The sequence below is a fragment of the Paenibacillus sp. KACC 21273 genome (assembly GCF_028736095.1).
Lineage (GTDB): Bacteria > Bacillota > Bacilli > Paenibacillales > Paenibacillaceae > Saccharibacillus > Saccharibacillus kyungheensis.
The window spans coordinates 3,260,989-3,285,538 of the sequence record NZ_CP117876.1; the positions used below are offsets into that span (position 1 = coordinate 3,260,989).

General features: G+C 39.3%; 19 protein-coding genes. 2 read left to right on the plus strand and 17 right to left on the minus strand.

Going from position 1 to position 24,550, the window contains the following annotated elements:
* Positions 1-168: 168 nt before the first annotated feature.
* From PQ460_RS14170 to PQ460_RS14185, 4 genes are all read right to left on the minus strand, one after another.
* Positions 169-2,832, minus strand: a complete 2,664-nt coding sequence (locus PQ460_RS14170; protein WP_274170230.1) for a cation-translocating P-type ATPase — start codon at positions 2,830-2,832, stop codon at positions 169-171.
* Between the two features lie 254 nt (positions 2,833-3,086).
* Complete coding sequence (locus tag PQ460_RS14175; RefSeq protein WP_274170231.1) at positions 3,087-4,136, minus strand: pectinesterase family protein; 1,050 nt, start codon at positions 4,134-4,136, stop codon at positions 3,087-3,089.
* 255 nt (positions 4,137-4,391) lie between these two features.
* Positions 4,392-4,547 carry a hypothetical protein gene (locus PQ460_RS14180; protein WP_273615907.1) on the minus strand — a complete coding sequence of 52 codons (156 nt, stop codon included), beginning with the start codon at positions 4,545-4,547 and terminating at the stop codon, positions 4,392-4,394.
* Positions 4,548-4,771: 224 nt separating this feature from the next.
* The gene (locus PQ460_RS14185) at positions 4,772-6,370 is read right to left on the minus strand and encodes a catalase (protein WP_274172941.1); all 1,599 of its coding nucleotides are present in this window, start codon (positions 6,368-6,370) and stop codon (positions 4,772-4,774) included.
* A 774-nt stretch (positions 6,371-7,144) separates the two neighbouring features.
* On the opposite strand from PQ460_RS14185, the gene PQ460_RS14190 reads away from it, so the two are divergent.
* Positions 7,145-7,882, plus strand: a complete 738-nt coding sequence (locus tag PQ460_RS14190) for an AAA family ATPase (RefSeq protein ID WP_274170232.1) — start codon at positions 7,145-7,147, stop codon at positions 7,880-7,882.
* Between the two features lie 231 nt (positions 7,883-8,113).
* Here the strand turns inward: PQ460_RS14190 and PQ460_RS14195 are convergent, their stop codons facing one another.
* Together PQ460_RS14195 and PQ460_RS14200 are read right to left on the minus strand one after the other, a co-directional pair.
* Complete coding sequence (locus tag PQ460_RS14195; protein WP_274170233.1) at positions 8,114-8,560, minus strand: nuclear transport factor 2 family protein; 447 nt, start codon at positions 8,558-8,560, stop codon at positions 8,114-8,116.
* An 18-nt stretch (positions 8,561-8,578) separates the two neighbouring features.
* On the minus strand, positions 8,579-9,793 hold the full coding sequence (locus PQ460_RS14200; RefSeq protein ID WP_273615903.1) for an MFS transporter: 1,215 nt from the start codon (positions 9,791-9,793) through the stop codon (positions 8,579-8,581).
* A gap of 445 nt (positions 9,794-10,238) precedes the next feature.
* Between PQ460_RS14200 and PQ460_RS14205 the strand changes: the two genes are divergently transcribed.
* Positions 10,239-11,885 (plus strand): esterase/lipase family protein, encoded by a 1,647-nt coding sequence (locus tag PQ460_RS14205; RefSeq protein WP_274170234.1) that lies wholly within the window; start codon positions 10,239-10,241, stop codon positions 11,883-11,885.
* A gap of 239 nt (positions 11,886-12,124) precedes the next feature.
* On the opposite strand, the gene PQ460_RS14210 is transcribed toward PQ460_RS14205, so the two are convergent.
* From PQ460_RS14210 to PQ460_RS14260, 11 genes are all read right to left on the minus strand, one after another.
* Complete coding sequence (locus PQ460_RS14210; RefSeq protein WP_274170235.1) at positions 12,125-12,934, minus strand: histidinol-phosphatase HisJ family protein; 810 nt, start codon at positions 12,932-12,934, stop codon at positions 12,125-12,127.
* Positions 12,935-13,084: 150 nt separating this feature from the next.
* Positions 13,085-14,245 carry an NADH-dependent flavin oxidoreductase gene (locus PQ460_RS14215; protein WP_273615900.1) on the minus strand — a complete coding sequence of 387 codons (1,161 nt, stop codon included), beginning with the start codon at positions 14,243-14,245 and terminating at the stop codon, positions 13,085-13,087.
* A gap of 182 nt (positions 14,246-14,427) precedes the next feature.
* Positions 14,428-15,906, minus strand: coding sequence for an MDR family MFS transporter (locus PQ460_RS14220; RefSeq protein ID WP_274170236.1), 1,479 nt, complete (start codon positions 15,904-15,906; stop codon positions 14,428-14,430).
* Positions 15,881-16,807, minus strand: a complete 927-nt coding sequence (locus PQ460_RS14225; RefSeq protein ID WP_274170237.1) for a TetR/AcrR family transcriptional regulator — start codon at positions 16,805-16,807, stop codon at positions 15,881-15,883. The genes PQ460_RS14220 and PQ460_RS14225 overlap by 26 nt, the downstream gene beginning before the upstream one ends.
* A 325-nt stretch (positions 16,808-17,132) precedes the next feature.
* Positions 17,133-18,140 carry a metal ABC transporter substrate-binding protein gene (locus tag PQ460_RS14230; RefSeq protein WP_443147160.1) on the minus strand — a complete coding sequence of 336 codons (1,008 nt, stop codon included), beginning with the start codon at positions 18,138-18,140 and terminating at the stop codon, positions 17,133-17,135.
* A gap of 66 nt (positions 18,141-18,206) precedes the next feature.
* Positions 18,207-19,127 carry a metal ABC transporter permease gene (locus tag PQ460_RS14235; RefSeq protein WP_273615896.1) on the minus strand — a complete coding sequence of 307 codons (921 nt, stop codon included), beginning with the start codon at positions 19,125-19,127 and terminating at the stop codon, positions 18,207-18,209.
* Positions 19,073-19,777 (minus strand): metal ABC transporter ATP-binding protein, encoded by a 705-nt coding sequence (locus PQ460_RS14240; RefSeq protein WP_273615895.1) that lies wholly within the window; start codon positions 19,775-19,777, stop codon positions 19,073-19,075. The genes PQ460_RS14235 and PQ460_RS14240 overlap by 55 nt, the downstream gene beginning before the upstream one ends.
* A 275-nt stretch (positions 19,778-20,052) precedes the next feature.
* Complete coding sequence (locus tag PQ460_RS14245; protein WP_273615894.1) at positions 20,053-21,411, minus strand: alkaline phosphatase; 1,359 nt, start codon at positions 21,409-21,411, stop codon at positions 20,053-20,055.
* 213 nt (positions 21,412-21,624) lie between these two features.
* The gene (locus PQ460_RS14250) at positions 21,625-22,626 is read right to left on the minus strand and encodes an aldose 1-epimerase (protein WP_274170239.1); all 1,002 of its coding nucleotides are present in this window, start codon (positions 22,624-22,626) and stop codon (positions 21,625-21,627) included.
* Between the two features lie 165 nt (positions 22,627-22,791).
* Positions 22,792-23,799, minus strand: a complete 1,008-nt coding sequence (locus PQ460_RS14255; RefSeq protein ID WP_204824443.1) for a Gfo/Idh/MocA family protein — start codon at positions 23,797-23,799, stop codon at positions 22,792-22,794.
* A gap of 93 nt (positions 23,800-23,892) precedes the next feature.
* Positions 23,893-24,255 carry a replication termination protein gene (locus PQ460_RS14260; protein ID WP_069325894.1) on the minus strand — a complete coding sequence of 121 codons (363 nt, stop codon included), beginning with the start codon at positions 24,253-24,255 and terminating at the stop codon, positions 23,893-23,895.
* Positions 24,256-24,550: the final 295 nt, after the last annotated feature.

Here is a 24,550-nt window from a genome sequence, read left to right on the forward strand (position 1 = left end):
AAATCCAATATGGTAGAGTAAATCTTATTTTGATTCTATACAGTATCATTAGTCAATATAGATATACTCTACTATTACAACATACAGCCTGTGATCAAGCATTTATCTGCCTCGATCACAGGCTGTTTTTTATCTGTTATTTTACATTTGAAATGTAATTTCTAACGTTTAGGACGAAGTTACTTGTTGCTTCATCGTTACTCTAGTACGTATCCATTTAGCTACTTCCATCAACAATACTGCTCCTAGTGCAAGCCCTGTAGCTACAGCCCATTGCTGTACACCAAACTCTACAGGAATAGAGAATATATCGCGTACACCTGGAAGTAATGTGACTCCATATAGACACAGACATAGAGCTACTGCTCCCAATACATATTTGTTGCTAAATACTCCTACTCCAAATGCTGTCTGTACATTAGAACGTGCAGCAAAAGTCTGGAATGTTCTCGCTAAAATCAATGTTGTAAATGCCATAGCGACACTCATTTCCGGCGAATGTTGTAAGCCGATATACTGCGACAAAATCACTGCAATACCGATCAGCACACCGCGTGTAATAACAGCCTGCATCGTTCCGCCTGCAAAAATACCTTCATTGATATCTCGTGGCTTCCGACTCATCACGTCAGGTTCTGCCTTTTCCATTCCTAATGCAATAGCTGGTAAAGAATCATTCGCTAGATTGATAAAAAGCAATTGAATCGCTGTAAACGGATTGATCCAATCCATAAGTAATGCAAATAAAATAGCAATAATAGCGCCTAAATTACCTGCAAATAGATAGGCTATCGCTTTTTTAATATTATCAAATACGGTTCTACCTACACCGACCGCATTAACTATAGATACAAAGTTATCATCTGTCAGTATCATTGCTGCCGAGTCTTTGGCTACGTCTGTTCCACTACCCATCGCAACTCCGATATCTGCTTGCTTGAGTGCTGGAGCATCATTTACACCATCTCCAGTCATAGCTGTAATTTCACCTTTTTTCTGCCATGCACGAACGATTCTAATTTTATTTTCAGGAGAGACACGCGCATAGACAGCGATTTTTTCTAATTGATTGTCTAGCTCCTGTTCAGACATTTGATCCAGTTCTTGACCGGTAACAGCAATATCCTGATCGTCCATAAGACCAATATCTCTACCAATCGCTTGCGCTGTTGTTTTGTGATCACCGGTAATCATCACAGTACGAATACCTGCCTTTTTGGATTCGGCAATCGAACCGGCAACTTCTTCACGAGGTGGATCGATCATAGCGCTTAATCCTACCAGAATCAGTTCCTGTTCATCATCTATACCAACTTCAGTCTGCTCATTCGGTATAATCTTATATCCATAAGCCAGTACACGTAATGCACGATTGGAAAAGTCTTCATTCGCAGTCTGCATCCGCTTGCGAATTTCATCGGTCAGCGGAACAACTTCATCCCCTACAAATACTTGTGTACATCGACCGATTAATACGTCTGGCCCACCTTTGGTTAACATCGCTTTTTGATCATCAAAAGTATGAATTGTAGACATTAATTTACGGTCAGAATCAAAAGGAATTTCTCCTTCTCGTGGAAATTGTTCACGAATCTCATTGTAGTTTTTATTCTTTTTATTACTAAAAGCGATCAATGCTACTTCGGTGGGGTCACCTAATTCTTTGCCTTCATCATTGATATTAGAGTCATTACATAATACTGCAATATGCAGTAATCGGCGTTCTCCTTCTGACCATTGTTCTGGATCATCAGGGAAATCGTCAGTACTTCCATCTGGCAAAAAGTAATCGACAACTGTCATTTTATTTTGTGTTAACGTCCCTGTTTTGTCTGTACAGATTACACTGGTCGAACCTAACGATTCTACAGCAGGTAATTTGCGAATAATAGCATGCTGTTTTGCCATTTTATTTGTTCCTACAGATAATACAATCGTAACAATCGAAGATAATGCTTCTGGAATAGCGGCTACAGCTACAGCCACCGCGAACATTAATGCATTTAAGATTGCTGCCGTCATATCTACCACTTCATTAGCAAACCAGATCCGTCCTGCTTCTACGCCAAAGATCACAATACATAATAATAAAATAAAAATGCCTAACTTTTTGCTAAAACTTTCAAGCTTCCGTTGTAAAGGAGTCTGCTTGGCTTCTGCACTTTCGATCAGTCCAGCGATTTTACCTATTTCGGTATTCAATGCTGTTCCTGTAATCACTACTGTACCTCGCCCATAGACGACAAGTGAACCGCTAAAAACCATATTACGGCGATCACCAATAGGTGCATCGGCACCGATCACATCAATATGTTTGTCTACAGCTTCTGATTCTCCGGTTAGCATGCCTTCATCGACTTTGAGACTGCCTGATTCTAGTAATCGTCCATCTGCTGGTACATAATCTCCAGCTTCCAGTAACACAATATCTCCACGAACTAATTCTCTGGCTGCTACACTTTGCTTTTTACCATCTCGAATCACTTTGGCTTCAGGCGCAGACATTTGCCTCAGTGCATCTATAGAACTTTCTGCTTTGCGCGTCTGTACTACACTGATAATAGCGTTCAGTATTAACACAAAGAAAATAATAATCGATTCTACCCACTGCCCTAATACCAGTTGTACAGTAACAGCGACTAATAATACGATAACCATCGGATCTTTAAAATTTTCTAAAAATAATTTCCATGTCGGTGTTTTCTTTTTACCTTTTAGTTCATTATATCCTTCTGCTTCTATACGCTTGTCAGCCTCTTGCCCGGATAACCCTTGCGTAGAACTATCGACATCCTGTAGCACTTGATCGGCTTCTTGACGATAATATTCCATTCCATCACTCCTATTCATTGTAGTATCTTTGTTATGGCAATGTTGATATGTAGATGTTTTAATAACGTATAACAACGGTTTTATGTACTTTTTTTACCCAAAAAGTGCTACCGATTACCTGTATTTCATATGACGTTTTAGTGACAGATCAAAAAAGCACATCTACCACTTCTGCCGATGACAAAAGGAAGATCTGCTTTTTCAATAATGATGTGTATATAAAAGTATATTGAGAATATAAGCAAAATGATGTATTAATTCGCTTGTGTAGGATTCCACTGATCATTTCCAGCAAGTACACTTTGAATAGTAATGACTTTGGCTTGATCATTGTTTAAAAATTTTGCCCATTTCACGCGTGCATTGTTGTTGGCTCCTGCACCTTTGCTTGCATATTCATAATAACGAGCGGTCGCTTCATTCGCTGGATCACGCCAGTTATCCCAGCCTGTAGGTTGAATATGTGCTCCCATATCTGTATTGATATACGTCACTGCTGAATAAGGACGCCATGGTCTACCCAGATACACCGATTGATTAGCCGTTCCACTACTGGTCAGACGACTATTTAGAAATACATAGCCATATTTTGTGTCTGCTCCTGTAGAAGCGGCAGTTATATAACCTGCACCCAGACTATGAATCTGACATTGATCAAACACTGCTGTCGCTGATCCGAAAATAAAATCAACGGTTCCTTCAATATAACAATTTTTGAAATACTGTCTGCCTGTACCCGGTGTATATAAAGTATCTTGATACCCTAGAAAGCGTACATCGGTATAGATCGCTTTATCTGCATTATTGTAGAAAGCGACAGCTTGCCCTGCATTCATACCTGAATTGTTGCGGAACGTAATCGTTTTGGCTTGAAAATAATCGCCATTGACAGTCGTACTTGCACTATTGGTTGTACTTCCACTACTAGCATTGGTTGCATTGTAGCTAAGTATCGTGCCTGTTGCACTTTCACCTTGTAATGTAATATGGGGCTGAGTGATTGTTAATTTCTCTGTATACGTTCCATTTTTGATATAAATAATTTTCTGTTGAGTATTGTTAGCTGGAATCGAATTGATCGCCGCTTGTACACTTTTGTATTGACCTGAGCCTTTCAGATCGACCACTATGGCGCCTGACGGTATAGACGCTGTAGCTGTAGCCAATTCTGTAGCACTTGATGATGTGAGAGAATTAGCAGGTGCAGAAGAAATATGATTTGTATCCGCAGAAGCAGTTCCTACCATAGATAAAGATAACGCAGTAACAATCGCTGTTGTTCCTAGCAATGTCCATGTTTTCATCCAATCACTCCTTGTATGAAATAATCTTCCTCAAAAAAAGATAACGCTTACATAAATCACTAAAATGAATATATTTTTAAATATTATTGTTACGGGTTTATATTACCTTTTGTATCCTATTTTGGAAATATAAACATACAGAGATACTATCCAATAAAAAAGACCACTCTTAATCAAAAGAGTGATCTTTGTGTTGAAATGTTTATTGGTATAATGCTTCCCTTTGTCCTGTATTTACGATGGTGATATTTGTACTTATGCGATCAATTGCAATTCTTTCGCCTGTTCTTCAGTCAAAATAAACTGTTCATTTGCATACGTATCATCGTCTTGATCGACTCCAAACATCTGCATTACTTTGTCCCAGATTCCTTTTTGGACTGCTTCTTCACGTGTAATAATAATTTTCATTGTTTTCTCCGCCTTTGCTATATGTATATCGTCTTTCTTATCATTAAACCGTTTTCATCATAGACTAAACGATTAGCTGACAATCTGTGCATGTATCAGGCTCTATTTATGGCAAAATAAAACTCTCTATCGCATCGCTATGATCAGCGAATACGGTAGAGAGCTTCTATAAGACTTTGTACTAATCATTTAATTATAGAGCAAAGTCGGTAATAACGACCTTATTAATACGGCTTCGCGTCATTTCCTTTTTCTTCTGCTAAATTAGCGGCTTTATGAGCACGATGTCTTGGTTTTTTAGAAGGATCAGCTTTGAGTTTAGCTAATTCATCTGTAACACGCTGTGCATACTCTGTGTCTGCTTGTTGCAAATTAGCGATAAATTTATCACTGATCACATCAGAGCATTCAAACAGATTAGCGGCGATATTTGCTACTAATTCATCGCGTTCCCAATCTTCAAAGTCACGATAAGTCTGACCAGCTTGTGCAAAATCGTTAGGACGATCTAGCTTCTGACGCATTAGATTTACGTCATAATAATGCGGTTCATGATCAGCACCTGCTTTGGGAGATTCTTTAAGACCACCTAGAGAAGAAGGCTCATAATTGACATGAGGATTCTGCTTCGGTGCCGCATCCGGTGCATAACGCATTTGTCCACCCGATTGGTTAGTGGCTACATTAGACTTCGGCGCATTAATTGGCAATTGTTGATAGTTCGCTCCTACCCGATGACGCTGAGTATCTGAATACGAGAATGTGCGACCTTGCAACAACTTATCATCCGAGAAGTCCAATCCATCAACCAGTACACCTGTACCGAAAGCCACTTGTTCTACTTCTGTAAAGTAGTCTACTGGATTACGGTTGAGCGTCATTTTACCTACTGGAAGAAATGGGAATTGATCTTCCGGCCATAATTTGGTCGGATCCAATGGATCAAAATCCAATTCAGGATGATAATCATCACTCATAATCTGTACACATAATTCCCACTCTGGATATTCGCCACGATCAATCGCATCATACAGATCAACGGTTGCATGATTAAAGTCTAAGCCTTGCACTTGATTCGCTTGTTCTTGCTTCAAATTCTGAATACCTTGTTCCAACGGTTCCCAGTGATACTTAATCAACACTGCTTCTCCATCTTTGTTTACCCATTTATACGTATTCACACCGGAACCTTGCATTTGCCGGTAGTTGGCAGGAATCCCCCATGGTGAAAAGAGGAATGTTGCCATATGTGTAGACTCCGGACTATTTGCCAGAAAATCGAAAAAGCGTTCCATATCTTGCACATTTGTGATTGGATCAGGCTTAAACGCATGAACCATATCAGGGAATTTCAAAGGATCACGAATAAAAAATATTTTTAAGTTGTTACCAACCAAATCCCAGTTCCCGTCTTCGGTATAGAATTTAGTCGCAAATCCACGCGGATCACGTAAAGTTTCCGGTGAATGATTACCATGCACAACTGTAGAAAAACGTACAAAAACAGGCGTTTGCTTTCCTTTTTCTTGAAAAAGCTTAGCACGTGTATACTTGGAAATAGGCTCATCGCCAGCCGTTCCATATGCTTCGAACACACCGTGTGCTCCAGCACCACGAGCATGAACGACACGCTCTGGAATACGCTCCCGATCAAAGTGAGAGATTTTTTCTAAAAAGTTGTAGTTCTCCAGAGTAATCGGACCTCGATTACCTACTGTTCTTACATTCTGATTGTCAGTGACCGGATGTCCCTGACGATTCGTTAACGTCAATTCTTCATCGTGTTCACTTGCTTGCGGGTGCTTCTGATTATCGTCTGCCATGGATAGTCCGCCTTTCGAGAAAGTATGAACTTGCTGTATTCCAAATGAACAATAATACACAGGTGCAAATTGTACAATTGCTTCTACTCTAATCTCCTTCAATAGCATGTACATCAATACAACGTACAATCATGAATAAAGAGAATAAAAGTATTACCTTTTTTTACCTGCCTGAGCACATTATAAAACATTTTTTGTACAAATAGTGTACTATTTTTAAATTTATGTCTGAAATGTGAATGAAGATATGATGAAGTTGGTAACGTTTGCTTTTCATTTTACACTTCCTTATAATAGAAACAATCAGGCTATGGTGCCCCCTTCCTTTTACTTTCGCAAATGGATGTTTTATTAGGGACACCTGTTTCCTGATTTTTTTATGTTGTTTTTTTTATGTTGTAAAGTAAGATGATTTTGCAAATATTATTTTTGAATAAGAACAGTTAGCGCTTATCGTATTAAGCGTTTAAGGAATGAGCCTGATCTACGGATCAATTTTCGATTTATTTACAGCGTGAATTAAAAGTAATTATACATACTCAGCAACAGGAAACCCCATTGTCTCCACTAGATCAAGAGCAGATTTTAGCGGACTTTCTGTAATAATGGCTATATCAGATCGCTATTTTTCGTTTCAAAACTAACTTTTTGTACGTCTTAGAAGTGTAGTACCTGATGATGGCTTATAGATGCTCATGAGTTGCTGCATTTTTATTTATATCAACGATTCGTAGGTATCACAAAGATAGATATCTCAAAAAGGAGTTCTTTATCATGTCTCTTCGAAAGATTACGTTATTGAAAGACAAAATTGAAGATTTCGATAGCTATCCATTTTCGATTCCTTTTATTCAGCATATGGATCAGCTTGATCTGGAACATCCAGTTACATTCTTTGTTGGTGAAAATGGATCGGGTAAATCGACGTTGTTAGAAGGAATTGCTTATCAATGTGGATTTCATACAGCAAGTGGTTCGCGTAATAACAGTTATGAAGTCGATCAATCTCAGTCTGCTTTGGGTGACTATTTACGTCTGTCATGGCTTCCCAAATTAACAAATGGTTTTTTTATGCGTGCAGAATCTTTTTATAACTTTGCTAATCATATTGATGAAACAGAGAAAATATGTCCAACTGGATATAACAATTACGGTGGCAAGTCCCTCCACCATCAATCTCATGGAGAATCGTTTTTATCATTATTTACGCAAAAGTTCACCAGATCACGTGAACAATCGATCTATCTGCTAGATGAGCCCGAAGCCGCTCTATCTCCTGCCAGACAACTCTCTTTAATGCGGATCATCAAAGACCTCTCGCCACGATCGCAGTTCATTATCGCTACCCACTCCCCAATCTTACTCGGCTACCCTGATGCTGAGATTATTAGCTTTGATCAAGATCGTTTACAACCGGTAGACTATCAGGATACCGATCATTACCAGATCACCAGACGATTTCTGGAAAATCCAAAAAGAATTCTGGATGAGCTGTTTAATGATAACGACTAGAATTATAATTATTGGTAGTTTATTTTATAGAATGCAAACGAAGATATTCTATCTAACGAACATATTAACAATGATTTATGCAAATAGTCGGGTTACTTCTATCAGATCAACTACTCATTTCATAAAAACTGCAAACCAAAAAGCCTTTATAGCTACAACTCCACTATAAAGGCTTTTTTATTTTCGTGATGATAAGAGCAATACCATTATGGTGAGCTTACTTATTCAGCACTAGATCACATCAAATTTCAACCGTTCCAATCGTGTATGTTGAATATACCATTGACCATCTATCGCTACAAACGTCTCATAGTAATAACCATACCCGTGAAATGATAGATGTTCGCTTCCTTCTGGAAAAGTGACGTAATCCTCCATCGGCGAGATCACTTTTGCTTCGGTTGCAGAAATCAATTCAATTTCGGCACTATGTACCTGATGCACCGTTTCCGCAGGATGAACGAGGTCTTTGAATACTTTTACAATGATATCCCTGCCCTCTAACAAAGGAATCGGATTGCCTTCTGTGCTGAAATCAGCTACTGCATTAGGAGCAAATACACTGCCTAATTCATCCCACTGTTTCGTATCAATAAGACGGCAGTATCGGGATTTGGTATTACGAATACTTTCATAAGCGAGTAACACTTCGATATCAGTCATAAATGAATATTTCATGGCTTGGCCTCCACTTTATCAGTCCAGTTCTAACCCTTTGGTTTCTTTCCCGAGAAAAGCAACTGCGGCTACTCCGATAAGAATCGTAACGAAAAAGATAGTGAAAATCGTACTAATCGCTACCCCTTTACCTACCAGCATCCCTACCAGAAATGGAGCAATAACTCCACCTATACGTCCAAATGCAGCCGCCATACCTACACCGGTTGAGCGTACTTTAGTTGGATACAATTCAGGAGTATACGCATATAATCCGCCCCATGCTCCTAGATTAAAGAAGGACAAACAAATTCCTGCCATTAATAACGATGCTGTCGTGGTAGCAAATCCAAACCAAATTGCACTAACCGCTGTCAAAATAAGATATACAATCAATACAAATTTACGACCGAATTTCTCAATAAAATAAGCAGCTGTAAAGTAACCTGGCAACTGCGCTAACGTCATAATTAACACATACTCAAAACTTTTGATCAAAGTAAAACCTTTCAATCCCATCACAGAAGGTAACCATAAGAACATACCATAATAAGAAAAAACAACCGTAAACCACAATATCCACGCCATAATCGTTGTACGGCGATGTTCACTGCTCCAAATATCTGCTAATCCTTTCACAAACGAAGCACGTCTGCCTGCTCCATTTTTCACAAACTTCGGCGAATCTTCGATGGCTCGGCGTAAATATAATGCATATAGCGCAGGAACAGCTCCTATAATAAAGCCCCATTGCCATCCATATTGAGCAATAACAAAATACGCAACAACCGCTGAAATAATCCAACCGAATGCCCAGAAACTTTCAAGTAATACAACTGCACGTCCGCGATCTTGTACCGATACAGATTCAGAGACTAGTGTAGAAGCAACAGGAAGTTCTCCACCCAGACCAAAACCTGCGATAAACCGCAACACTAACAACATTCCAAATCCTGTTGCTAACGCAGACAATCCACTAGCAATAGAGAATATGAGTAGTGTCCATAGCAAAATCGATTTACGTCCATAACGATCTGCTAGATATCCAGCAGTTGCCGCACCTACTGCCATACCTACCGAGTTGATACTGGTAAGATAACCAATTTGTTGTGGTGCAAGATTCCAATCTTTTGCAAGTGCTGCTGCGATAAATGAGATCATTCCCACTTCCATCGCATCAAACATCCAGCTAAATCCAGCACTGACCAGCAACTTACGTTGCTTTGGATTTTGCAACATTTCTAACTTATTCATGCACTTTGCCCCTTCTTTCTCTGCGCTTGTACTTTTTGTTACATACTTTGCCAAACTCAATATCCGCTCATCGAAAATGAACGATATGGACGTGTAGAGCAACAATTCTATTGCTAATAGTACTGTTATAGTAGAGATCGCTAACAACAGATGATCTCTTTGCTATCGTCCAAAGTGAATATGGCATGTTCACGAATTCTATTATAACCAGATTTCTAAAAATATACCTCTCATCTTTTCATTTCAGCTATAAAAATTTTAAATTTTTATTAATAATAAGCATATCTGTATAATCAGATGATCGATTATGTATTAATTTTCCAATAAAAAAACTAGATTTGTAAAACCATTTTATACATAAATAAGTATCGCTTCTAATATTTCAAAATTAAAATCTTCCTGAGGATAATACTTATTATCCAGACCACATTACAGGAGGAATATAATGAACATCAAGCGCACGCTTTTAGGGGTATCTTTTACAATGATTCTTGGATTAACTGCTTTGCCACAACAAGCATGGATGGCTCCCATCAATCCTGTAGTAGCACCTTCACCGGGTGCATGGGCAACAGGACAGACTCCTGCCAATGTTTCTCCCAACAAACCTGCTATTTTATTTGTACATGGTCTGACCAGTAAAGCGAATGTCTGGTATGAAGATAACGATATGTATGAGTACGCATACAAAAATGGATATGAGACTGCTTTTATCAATATGTACGATATTACAGGCACACCGGAAGACATGTGGAAAGACGGAGAATTACTTGCGAGCAAAATTCAAGAAATCAGCAAATATTTTGGCAAAAAATTAGTTATTGTGGCTCACAGTAAAGGTGGAGTAGATACCCAATCTGCGTTAGTGCGTTATAATGCTTACCCTTATGTTTCTCGCGTCATTACACTCAGTACACCCCATCATGGCTCACAATTAGCCGATCTAGCTTATAGCAGTTGGGCAGGATGGTTAGCAGATCTTGTAGGATCGCAAAGTCCGGGAACTAGCTCCCTTCAGACATCGTATATGGATTATTTCCGCTCTGAAATGGCAAAAGATCCTGATGTTAATAAAGTTCCTTTTTACACAATGAGCGGTAATAAATGGTCTGGCTCTGGTAAAGCTTCTTATACATTCGGTGGGTCGTACTTATCATTGTTCGGTAGTAATGATGGTGTTGTGACTACAGAGAGCGCTCTATTGCCAGGTGCTACATTGATTCAGTCTGGTGCTTGGAATCATAAGACTGTTCGTACAGGGTCTTTTACTTTTGATCTATTTAAATCTTATCTAGGTACGGTGCCTGCTGCTGTTGCTAGTCTACATGCTCCTTCTGCGGTAACCAAAGACACGTATAACGCAGACTCAGATATACAGGACACCCCTGCATCTGTTAATTATATGACTCAATCTTCTCCTTCGACCAATACTAATAGTGCTACTTCGGAAGAAGGTCATGGACAATATTATATTCGCGGAGGTCAACATTCCGGCACAGCCAATGAAATCTTAACTGTCGAAAATAATGTAAATCAAATCTCGCTTGATTGGATCAGCGATCAACCATTAACACATTTAGAACTGATCTCCCCAAGTGGTAAACTGCAAAAATTCAAATTGCAATCTACTCCAGACGATGAATTTTTCCATGGGGCTTATCACCAGCTAGTTACTTTACCACAACCTGAAGCAGGAGAATGGAAAGTACAAGCAACCAGTGCAACGAAAGGCGCTTATCTAATGACAGCCGTCTATACACCGGGTGCAGAGCAAGCCGAATTGAAAACAAATCTTTCTAACAACCAACTACGTATGAATGTAAATACAGAAGGTCTGGATCAACAACGCACTCACCTGAACTATACAGTGAACTATTACCATCCAGACGGTAGCAAGCTTGCTCCTCCTACAGAACGTAGCAATCGCTCGATGGCTACTTCAGAATCGGTGACTACGCCTGTTACCAATACACCGTCTATTTATGTAGTGACAACCGATATTGATGGTTATACAGAAGCAGGTTATCCTTATCGTCGTACATTAGTGAAGTCTGTCTATGTAGATGAGCAAGGCAATACGTACAGCAATTAACATTATATCTGACAACAAATTGCGTACTTGATCAGTCATTTGACTATAGTAATAAATAAGATAGGTTACAGAGAATACGTATAAGCTCAAGATAGAGAAAAGTCAGTCTCTATCTTGAGCTTTTTTCTATCTTGAACTTTTTTTCTTATTTTATATATCTACTGACATGTACTGAATTATCAGTGAATGGCTTGATAGACACCTGCTAAGATGACCTTATCCACCCTGTTGCTTTGAATCTATTTCTTATCAAAATAGTATTTATCTAGTGCAACAGCTTGTGGTTGTCTTTGGTTATACGTATATATAGCCTTGAATCCACATTCTTTTGCCAGTTGTATAGCATCACTAATCTCTGCTCCTGTATGTTCTACAAAATGTGAATCAGAACCGATCGTTAGTAATTCTCCACCCATTTGACGATATAACTGCAATACTTCTTTGGAAGGAAAAGGCTCTCCTGCTCCACCACGCCAGCCAGACGTATTGATTTCGATACCGATATGACGTGTGATCGCAGTCTGCAATATCGCTTCGATAACGTCTTCATAATCACTCAGCTTATAATTTCCGATATTACCTACTGCGTACCTTTTCAACAAATCTAGATGAGCAATCATATCAATATCTGCATGCTGTACCATCTGTAATACTTCTCTAAAATACAATTCATAATGATCGATACCTTCTTGAGCAAGGAAAAGTCTTAGCTTGCGTTCGTTCATATTATGTACAGATCCGAGAATAAAATCGAGCGGTTGATGCGCCAGTGCTTCTTCGTATTGCGTCTGCATATAATGAGGTTCACACAATTCAATGCCTGCTTTGATGATTAACTTTCCTTCATATTGCTGTTTACACCTTTCGATCTCTGCCAAATACTGTGTAAAGTCTAAATGCCCGTACGTAGGCAATACAGGATTGACTGCATAATGTTCTGTAAAACAAATCTCTTGCAGTCCACGCTCTACTGCTTCTGCACATACGTCACTCATCACAGCGCGTGAATCAAACGAATGATTTGTATGAACATGGTAATCATAGATCATTGCTATTTTCCTTCTTTCTTTACAATTCTATATGTCTTCTGTCTAAGCCAATAACAGCTATCTATTCATAATATATATTCGTTTTACATCATAAAAAAGACTGCCCTTCTTCTACCGTAGCAGAAAAAGAACAGTCTGTATATTGCATGCTTATTTCGTTAATGTGCTTGATTCTTCTGCATCTTTCACCGGGAACCAACCAGTCATAGACATGATAGAGTTCCACAATGGATCTGGAACGACCAGACGATCTTGATCATGCTTAGTTAACGAATAATCGATTTCTGACTCACGACCGGATTCTACTTTTTCTACCCAGTCTGGATCTACGATCAATTCGCGTCCAAGTGCTACCAATGGTACACCCGTATTCAATACGTTTAATGCATCGTCAGGTGTATTAACAGCACCTACACCGATAACAGGAACTTTAGCGCCTACACGTTCTTGAATAATTTCAAGACGGGAGCGTTTGTCATCGACACCACGCCGTGGAGTAGAAGCATATTCCATAAGAGATACATGCAAGTAGCTCAAGTTTTTCTCAGCTAGCGCATCGATCAATGTCAATGTATCCGCCATTGTGATACCAGGTGTTTCTGGTTCTTCTGGAGAGAAACGGTAGCCTACGATAAAAGGTCCTTTAGCATGTTCTTTGACTGCGCGTTGTACTTCGTCTACCACAGCTAATGGGAAAGTCAGACGTTTTTCTAAGCTTCCGCCCCATTTGTCTTCACGACGGTTCGCATGTGGGGAAAAGAATTGTTGCACCAAGTATCCGTTAGCACCATGAATCTCTACACCGTCAAATCCAGCTTCAATTGCATTTGCAGTTGCTTTACCAAAATCAACAATGATATCATCGATTTCTTGAGCTGACAATTCACGAGGAGCTGGAGCTTCTGTACCATCATTCGTACGATCTGTGGGAATAGCACTTGGAGCCGCTACATCGCCATTCACTAGATCAGGAGGGCTTAGACGACCAGCATGGAAAATTTGCAAAACAGCTTTGGCACCGTTAGATTTCAACGTTGTCGCTAGTTTGCGTAGACCTTCTGTAAATTCAGCACCTGTTGCGCCGAATTGATTTTGGAAACCGATACCGCCTTTGGTTACATAAGCAACCGCTGTTACAGCCAAGCCTACACCTGCTGTACGGCGTGCATAATATTCAAGTTCTGCATCAGATACAGTAGCATCTGTATTAGAAGAAAAATGTGTCATAGGAGCAAGGACAATACGATTTTTTAATTCGATACCGTCATTCAGTTGGAAAGGTTCAAATAAAGATTTGTATTTTGTATTCAAAGGATATCTCTCCTATTCTCTTTATCGTTCATATTATTTAATGTGACTATATATATTATAGTAACCAATTCAATTTTATGCAAGTAATATACTAAAAATAATTAAGTATATTAAAATACCTATTGTCATCCTACAACGAATGTGAACAATAGGTATTTTGTCTATCTGTATTACAAGCTATTTTATGATTGAGAAACAGCTTTGCGTTTGTTGCTCATTTGAGACGATGAAGCTTTTTCTTCTTGTGAAGCTGTACGTTTATGTGGTGGTTCTTTTAAGAAGAAAATTAAAATTAATGCTAACACCGATAAGCCCGAAGCCACTAAAAATGCCATATTGGTACCATGAATCAAAGCATTTTCAGTAGAATTTCCTAATAGAGCAGATGAAGAACTAGCATTCGTCAAAATTGTAATCAATACGGCTGTTCCGATTGAGCCACCAACTTGACGTAATGTATTATTCATCGCTGATGCGTGAGATAACAGATGTGTAGGCAATTGGTTCAGACCTGCTGTTGTTACAGGCATCAATACCATCGACATCCCGAACATGCGCAATGTAAACATAATCGTAATATAAGTAATCGAAGTGGTAGACGTTAAGAACGCAAATGGAATCGTTCCACCCGCCATTAACACCAGACCGATCGTACTGATTACTTTCGCACCGTATTTATCAAAAATACGTCCTGTAATCGGCGACATAATTCCCATTAAGATCGCACCAGGTAACACAATCAATCCTGAATGTAATGCCGACATATGACGTGCATTTTGAATATACAAAGGCATCAATGTTGATGCACCGATCATCGCGGTAAATACGATTACTGTAATAATCATCGAAACGGTAAATACACGATCTTTAAATACGCGGAATTCTAACAATGGTTCTTTTAACTTGAATTGACGAGTTACAAATAGATACAAACTGATTGCACCTATTAAAATACTAATAATAACAGTTGGATCACTCCAGCCTTTGGAAGCACTACTGAATCCGTACAGTAAACCACCGAATCCAAGTGTCGATAACGTTACTGAAGTCATATCTAGCTTAGGATTACGAAGTTCACTTACATTTTTGAGAGCAAATACAGCAATCACAAGGTCGATCACTGCGATAGGTAAAATAATGTAGAACAGTGTACGCCATGAGTAAGAATCTACGATCCAACCTGACAATGTAGGTCCGATAGCCGGGGCAAATGAAATGACCAGACCGATCATACCCATTGCGGCACCACGTTTTTCTTTTGGAAAAATAACTAAAAATACAGTTTGCATCAGCGGCATAATAATACCTGCTCCTGCTGCCTGTACGACACGACCTACTAACAATGTTCCAAAGTTAGGTGAAATCGCTGCGATGAATGTTCCTAATGCAAATAATCCTACAGACGTAATAAAAAGCGCCCGTGTTGAAAATTTATCAATCAAATACGCTGTAATTGGAATCATAATTCCGTTGACTAACATAAAAATCGTTGTTAACCATTGGGCTGCTGTTGCATCAATATTCAGATCAGCCATAATATGCGGTAATGCAGTGACCAGTAGCGTCTGATTCAGTATGGCTACAAAAGCACCTGCTAGCATAATAGCAACAATAAGCGTAACGTTTAATTTCGGCTTATTCTGTGTTGAGATATTCTCCATCTTTCTTTTCCTCCCATGTTGCACGATATACATGTTGTAGTTGAGCTACTTCCTGTTGAAGCTCTTCTCTCTTCTGTAAATATGCGATTAATGCTTCCATCATAAATGTTTGTGGTATAACCTTTTTGCGTTCTGTGTTTAATCTTTCAGTTGCGGCAATCAGATCAGGACGATTAGATTCAGGCGAACGTTGATGAATCGCTAGATTTAGTTCTCGCATCACTTTACGCCATTCACTTTCGCCAAAATACTTCTGTCTAACATCTGGAACAGACAAATCGAATTGTTGCGCCATTTGCTCGGTAACTAAAGGCACACTGTGACTATGTTTTTGGATCATAGCTTCCAGACTTTCAACAACAAATTCAGATAAAGCAGACAACTCAAAAACAGTGTTGTTGTTCCAACGTAATAAAAACATAAATTCTTTCACAATTCCTTGCATACACAGGGCTAAATCCCACACAATCGGCTCTACTTTGTTCCCAAAAGCCTGAAGGATCGCTTCTTTTTGCCAGTTCAACATGGTGCGCTTGAACTGTAACATCGCTGTGCGAATTTGTGTGCTTAACTCTAGTGGCATAGTCTGATTCAATACTAAAAAAAACTCATGCTTTAACACAAATTCTTGAAATTGTACTACGAGTTTCTGCGTAAATTGTTCTTTGGGTGATACATGATCTTCAAAATGTAATCGATTCGCTGCTAATAAAATCTCTTCATGCATCTGCTTCACAATCTGCAACAAAATGTCTTCTTTCGATTCAAATAACTTATAGATCGAGGCTTTGGACATATTACATTGTTCTGCTATATCCTGCACAGTTGTTGAGAAATAACCTTTTTCTGCAAACAACTGCCCTCCTGCTACAAGAATCAAACGTTTACGTTCTTCTACCATAATTCATAACCTCTTCTGCACTATACTTTCACACATTTTCTCTCTATTGAAACGCCTAAAAACTTTATAGTACTCACGAAACTCTGTAGTTCTTATACTTACTATTTTATACCCCGTTACGAATGAAGTCAATCTTTGCAACTAATAAAATATGTAAAATTGTTCATAAAATTTTCTTTCACCATCTGATCGATATTTTTGATAACGCCTTACACATCTCTATGTATAACAAAAAAGACAGCCTCTATATACGATAGAGAAACTGTCTTTAAGATTAGATATATAATGATAAACGCAACGCAAACATTAACGTATACATACGTTATTATTCATTTAAAGCTTTTTCAAGCGCTGCTAAGTTAGTACGCATGACTGAGATGTAATTTTCACCAGCAGACGTTTCTTCACTTGTTAAGCCTTCTAATGGATTCAGTACAGCCGTTTTGGCACCGACTTCATCTGCAATTGTTTTGGCTACATTAGAAGAAACCAATGTTTCAAAGAAAATCGTTTTTACATTATTTTGTTTAGCAAAATCTACGATTTTAGCCATTGCTTCAGCGGATGGTTCTTGTTCAGGGGATAGACCTGCAATCGGTACTTGAGTCAGACCGTAATCATGGGCCAAATAAGCAAAAGCAGCATGTTGCGTAATAAAGTCTTTGCGTTTTACGTTAGATAGACCTGCTTTGTATTCAGCATCTAACTTTTGCAGTTCTGCAATATACGCATCTGCATTCTTTTTATAATCGGCTGCATGGTTAGGATCAAGCGCAGTCAAACCAGTTTCGATATTACGTACTTCAGTCTGTGCCTGGATAGGAGACAACCACACATGCGGATCAAATTCTCCATGATCATGAGCTTCTTCAGTAGCATGTTCTTCTTCATGACCTGCTTCTTCGCCTTCATGTTCTTCTTCTGTACTTGCCATCAGTTGAATCCCGTTACTTGCATCGACTAATTTGGGACCACTATCTCCTAATGTATCTTTCACTTGATCGATCCATGACTCTACGCCACCACCGTTATATACGAGCATATCAGCATCGGTCATTTTAGCGATATCTTGAGCAGTAGGTTCCCAATCATGAGGTTCTGTACCTGCAGGAACTAACACCTGTACATCGGCTAGATCACCGGCAACTTTGGAAGTGAATTCTTGCATTGGATAAAAGCTAGTCACGATATGTAACTTATCTCCACTTGCGGTAGAACTACTCGTACCTGCTGTTGATGATGCTGAATCGGAATTATTACCACAAGCTGCCAGCAACGTACTCATACTTAACAAAGCGATTAAAGGAAGTTTGATCCAACTCTTTTTTTTCATATTCATGTGTAATCACTCACCTCTCCTGATTCCTCTTTATTTATATATGATATGTGTTGATAGGATTTATCGTTTATTCAACACTTGTGTTTTCACTTTGCTATTTTGCTCGCTACGATTTTGTCGTTGCCAGAATCGGCGACTATCAATATCAGGTGTATATCCATCACTGTTGTTACGATTTAAGCGATAATAGATACGTTGAATCCCCATGCCTACTAATAAGAACGTAAGCAGTAATAGCGCTACTGTAGCACCGGGCGGGGTATTCACATAATACGAAGTCGTTAATCCTCCGAACATGCCGATCAGACCAATCGCTACAGCAATAATAAGTGCAGATGTAAATCCTTTGGCAAATCGAAGCGCTAGAGCAGCCGGTAAAGCCATCAAAGCAGATACTAACAACACGCCTACAATCGGCATCGCTGCTGCTACGGTCATTCCTGTTAATACAGCAAATGTCTGTGATAACCAGCGTACATGAGTACCACCGATCTGTGCAGTTTCTTCATCAAATGTTAGGTTATATAATGGACGTCTCATACTTACCCAGTAAATAATAACAAGTGCAAAGACAGTGCCTATAATCCATAGTTGCGTGGTGCTGACGGCTACAATCGAACCAAAGAGATAAGAACTAAAGCTACGGGTTAACGATGAGCTCATACTCATTAATACCAATGCCAGTGCTAGACCACCTGTCATAATCACAGCCACAGATACTTCTCCATATCCACGAAAATTACGTCTTAATCGTTCGATAATCAATGAGCCTAATAAAGCGATAATAAATCCACCAATTGATGGGTTGAAACCAAGTACAGCACCTATCGCTACGCCTGCCAAAGATACGTGGGAAAGCGTATCAGCCATTAATACCTGTCTGCGCAAAACAAGGTAAACGCCGAGCAGTGGAGCGATAACAGCAATCATTCCTCCGGCCCAAAACGCGCGCTGCATGAACTCGTAGTCAAACATGCCCATCCTCCACCCTCCTCTCTCTCCAAACGAATAATACGATCCAAATACGGCTCTGCTTCTTCTAGTCCGTGTGTTACCATCACTACAGTACGTCCATGTTTTTGCACATGATGACGCATCAATTCATAAAATCCTTTACGGCTTTCCAAATCCATCCCTGTTGTCGGTTCATCCAGAATCAAAACATCGGGTTCTTGAGCAAGTGCACGAGCGATACAGACACGTTGCTTTTGTCCGCCAGATAATTCTCCTATTTTACGATCGCGCAATTCCCACATGCCTACCGCTTCTAGTGAAGATTGAACCAATTGAGCTTGCTGAGGGCCAAAGCGTCGAAATAATCCAAGATTCATATGACAACCGGAACGAACCAGTTCATAGACTGTACTTGGAAATCCACTATTAAATGAAGATACCTGCTGAGGTACATAACCGATTACAGGTTTGGATCCTTTTTCATTGCGCTTAATCTGTACTTGTCCACTCCAAGGTTTTAATATGCCTAACAATAATTTGAGTGACGTGGTTTTGGCAGCACCATTGGGGCCGCTTAACGCCAAAAATTCATTACTATATATTTCCATCGATAATCGATTAACTACCGGTTCACGATCATATCCAAAGATAACGTCTTGCATCGAAGCTAATAACAAGATATAGCGCTCCTTTCATTGTTTCCGTTCTTATCGTAATTTTTACGAATACCACCTGAATAACTTTACTCCTATGCTATTCCTCTTGTCAACCTATTTAAACAAAATAATTACGATTTAGATTTTTTCGTTTCATTTACTTCATTTAGATGTCTAAATTACTTCAACATGATCTATCAAAAGCAAAAAAACAAGCCCCATCCCTACCTTCGACTATTACGTCTGCAAGGTAAGAAGAGAGCTTGTTCATTTGTTTATTTATTCATGTACAATGATTATTGTTTTAATAAAGAAAAGATAATTTTAGCGTTATCTGTATTATCGATTAAGCCAGCAAATCTTTCTTTTTGTGGGCCAAAAGCATATACAGGAACATCTTCACCTGTATGTCCGCCTGTTGTCCACCCTGTAAAGGAACGCGTATCAAAAATCTTCTCAATCGCATTATCAATAGTAGTTACATCTTTTTTCACAGCTGCTTTTTGTACAGATTGAATCTCTGCTGCGGTTAACGGGATAGAGATATATTTTCTTAGTGTGCTTTTTACATTGGCACCTTTCGCGATTTCATTCGCCATAAAGTCAGGTGTACGTTTAGCTGCTTTTAACGATTCTACTTTGAAATTATATTCACCACCAGCACCTAATGTCATTCCGCCTGTAGAGTGATCTGCTGTTGCTACGACTAATGTTTCACCATCTTTTTTAGCAAAGTCGATTGCTGCTTTGTACGCTTTTTCGAAATCGCCCATTTCGCTCATTGCGCCAACCACATCATTATCATGACCTGCCCAGTCGATCTGACTGCCTTCTACCATCAAGAAGAATCCTTTATCATTTTGATCCAGACGTTTGATCGCTGCATTGGTCATCTCTTCTAATGAAGGTGTTTTGTTCGTGCGATCAATCGCTTTGTCCAATCCACCTGGAGCGAACAATCCTAGCAATTGAGTAGTATTATTGTTCAACAAGCCATTGCGATCTGTTACATAAGAATAGCCCGCTTTTTTGAACTCTTCCGTTAGATTACGGTCTTTACGTACAAAATAGTCTTTTCCTCCACCTAGCAGTACATCAACTTTATGCTTACCATTGATCATTTCATCAAAATAATCATCAGCAATTCCAGCCATATTTTTACGACTCGGATCATGAGCACCAAAAGCCGCTGGAGTCGCATGTGTGATCTCCGAAGTTGCTACAAGCCCGGTAGACTTACCGTTTTCTTTCGCTTGTTCCAACACCGTTTTGACGTTGGATTTGTCGTTATCTACTGCGATTGCAGCATTGTATGTTTTGACTCCGCCTGACATTGCTGTTGCAGCTGAAGCCGAATCGGTAATATTTTCTGCATCGTCTTCAGGATATGTAGTCTGCGCCCCTACAAGATAAGCATCAAAAGCTGTTTTCTCAACTGTTTTTGTTGCAGGGTTATCTTTAAAGTAACGGTAAGCAGTCATATAAGAAGGCCCCATACCATCACCAATTAAGAAAATAACATTTTTTACTTTAGCCGGTTGATTCAAAGCGGTCATGCCATCATCCTGAGCAAGTGCAGTCTGCGATACTCCACCTGTCAATGTGATTCCAGCAAGCGCCGCAATCGTAATCATTTTTTTCATCGTTTGTTTCATTTTGTACAAATCCCCTTTTTTATCAATTAGAAAATATATGTATCAACAACCATATTCAATATACCGATCATTTGTGAATTCTAAACCTCACTAATATTAACGCAATGTAAATTTATAAACCGCTGTAAAAAAGCATAAAAAAACGCTATCAATCTATCGATAGCGTTTTTGATATTATGTTCAAGTTCACTTCCCAGAACACTGCTATATCTGTTACTTCTGAATGGTATACAAACGAGAACTTTCTTCCCAGATTTCACCTTGTTGTAGACGGTATAATCCTTTTTCATCATCAGGTAGATCTACATTAGGTGCATTCACCAGATTAGTCTGTGGCTCAGGGCAGATAAATTCACCACACGCAATATTGTTCCAGATCATCCAGTGCTTATATGCTGTTCCTACATCATAGACTAATGTTACACCCAGACGTGTATCTGTAATTTCGGTAAAGTTACGTCCACGCTGAGGTACAGCTGTATAGTGATTGTCTGCTTCTTCACCAGAAGGATTCGCTCCATCTGCTTGGAACTGTTCTTCCCATGCTGACAATGGTTGGAATTCGCCAGTTGGTAACATACGCTCTGTCATCTGATAACGCTTACCAATAGTCGCTTTAAATGACATATCTTCTGACGAACTATCTTTCGCAAAAGGAGCATTTAACGCGGTATGGAAAGCAAGCATCACTGGCATATCTTCTGCGCCGTCATTGCGGATTTGTATTTGTTGCAACAATCCATCGACAGACAATGTATATTTCAACTTCACTGTAAATTGATGTGGGAAATATTTATATACTTCATGGTGTTCATCTACACTTACACTAAGCAATACAGAACTGGATTGTTCATTAGCTTCGTACACATCCACATTCCAAGGAATGGTATGCAAAAATCCATGCAAATGATTATGTGTTTCTACTTCATTGATCGGGAAAGTATATGTTTTGCCATTCCATGTAAATGTTCCATCTTCATAGCGATTCGGTGGGAAAAGAACGGGAATCCCATTTACCCCTGGATTAGCACGAAAAGCATCCATCTCATTTTCTTTGGGTTCACGCAAAAAACGATATCCTTTTTCATGATCACGATAAGCAATAAGATTGGCTCCAATCGCTGGTAATACAATCGCTTCTTGCTTAGCATACGTCAATACAATAGCAGGTTCTCCTTGATACGATTGTTCAGAAGCGCTGGTAAGATTAGACATGAACAAATTCCCCTTTTCTTATTGTAAGATGTAAGATAGTCTGCTTGGCGAAAATCACTTTTTATTAGAGAAGTCGCGTTTATATTGCCAAACGCTTAATGTAAGATATTTTGCGTTGCAAAAATCACTTTTCATTAGAAGAATTAGCGTTTATATTGCCAAACGCTAAACCAAACGGATTTTTTCTCCGCGTTTAGCAGATTCTAGGCATGCCGCGATTACTTTTGTATTGCGAATAGCATCTTCAGGGCTGTAAGGCAATGGTGTGCCATCGATGACAGCCGCCGCGAACGCATCGACTTGAAGAGCGAAATGATTCGCTACTTGTACATTTTCTTCGCGTTTACCTTCATCGGTATAGATCATCACTTGAGGCTCGCCTTCGCTATCATTGCGTCCAAAAGCATACGGTAATTTGATCCGTCCTTTGGTACCTACAATTTCTAGAGCACAGCTAGGGTACGCCCACATTCCACATTCAAATGTTAACGCCGCTGATCCGGGAAATTCAATCAGACCGGAAGCCATCATATCAACATGATCATGCTTGGCAGAAAAGAAACCTTGAACCGTCACTGCGACAGGTTCTGATCCAAAGTACATACGCGCAGCAGATACAGGATAGACACCCAGATCGTATAACGAACCGCCACCCATTTCACGACGATAGCGCACATTATCAATATCTTCAGCATTGTTAGATGTGAATCGTCCATGCATCGAACGAATCGTTCCTATTTCACCTGATTCAATAATATCCCGCACACGTGCATGCTTGGGATGATAACGATACATAAATCCTTCAGCAAATAGTACGCCTGACTTGCGACAGACATCTACCATTTCAGCCGCTTCCTGTGCATCCAGTGCCGCAGGCTTTTCGCATAATACATGCTTGCCGGCTTCCGCAGACTTGATCGTCCATTCTTTGTGCAAATGGTTCGGCAATGGGATATAGACTGCATCAATATCAGGATCTGCTAATAATTCTTCATAACTACCATAAGCTCTTGGAATATTACATTGTTCTGCAACCACTTGTGCCAGTTCTAGAGAGCGACTTGCGATAGCCAGTGTCTCATTACGTAATGACTCATGAATAGAAGGGATGACGGCGCTTACAGCAATCCCGGCGGTGCTCATAATGCCCCACTTTAATTTACGTTCAGTCATGATTGTATTCCTTCCCTTCGTTTTAAATTAAATGATTTTAACTTTCCGGCAAGGAGGTTGCTTTGTTTCTTGCAGATTAATCCTTTTAGGACTTTATTTATAATTGTCTGTGGCGGCTTTGGTGAGCATACCAATACAACGATCGAGATCCACTTTGACTTGTTTTTTGTAGAGATTCGCTTTCTCATGTCCATCATCGGTAAAGTGATAGATAACAATCTCTTGAAAATCTACTTTGGGATCATTCCCTTTCAATTGCTTGGTTCGGTAAAGCACACCATCATGCACCAATTCGTGCAAAGCCCGATAAATTTCGCTCTGTGGAGGAGAATAACCAAACGACTCAAATCGTGCTTTCATCTCTTCTAGCATCTCATATCCATACCCATGATGTTCTTCAACCATAGAAATTAGATATAATTTGATAAAGGCTCGTTGTGCGATCATAAATGCCATTTCCTCGTCCCCCTTCTGCATACTGGTATGTGACCCGTTATCCAAAGGGTTAACCCATCAGAACATCTGTCCATGTTCTATTATATGAAATTTTCACTGGTTTGAAAAGTTAAGCAGTCTGTAATGACATAAGTAAAGTCAATAACAACTGTAATACAAGCGGAATGGATAGTCATATATTTGTGATTTGTGTCTTTAATGATTTTGGGATTTTAGATGTCACGGTTGATACGAGATTTTTGATTTTTTCTATTATGAATTTTTCATATATTGAAATAATTATAATAATAGTTAT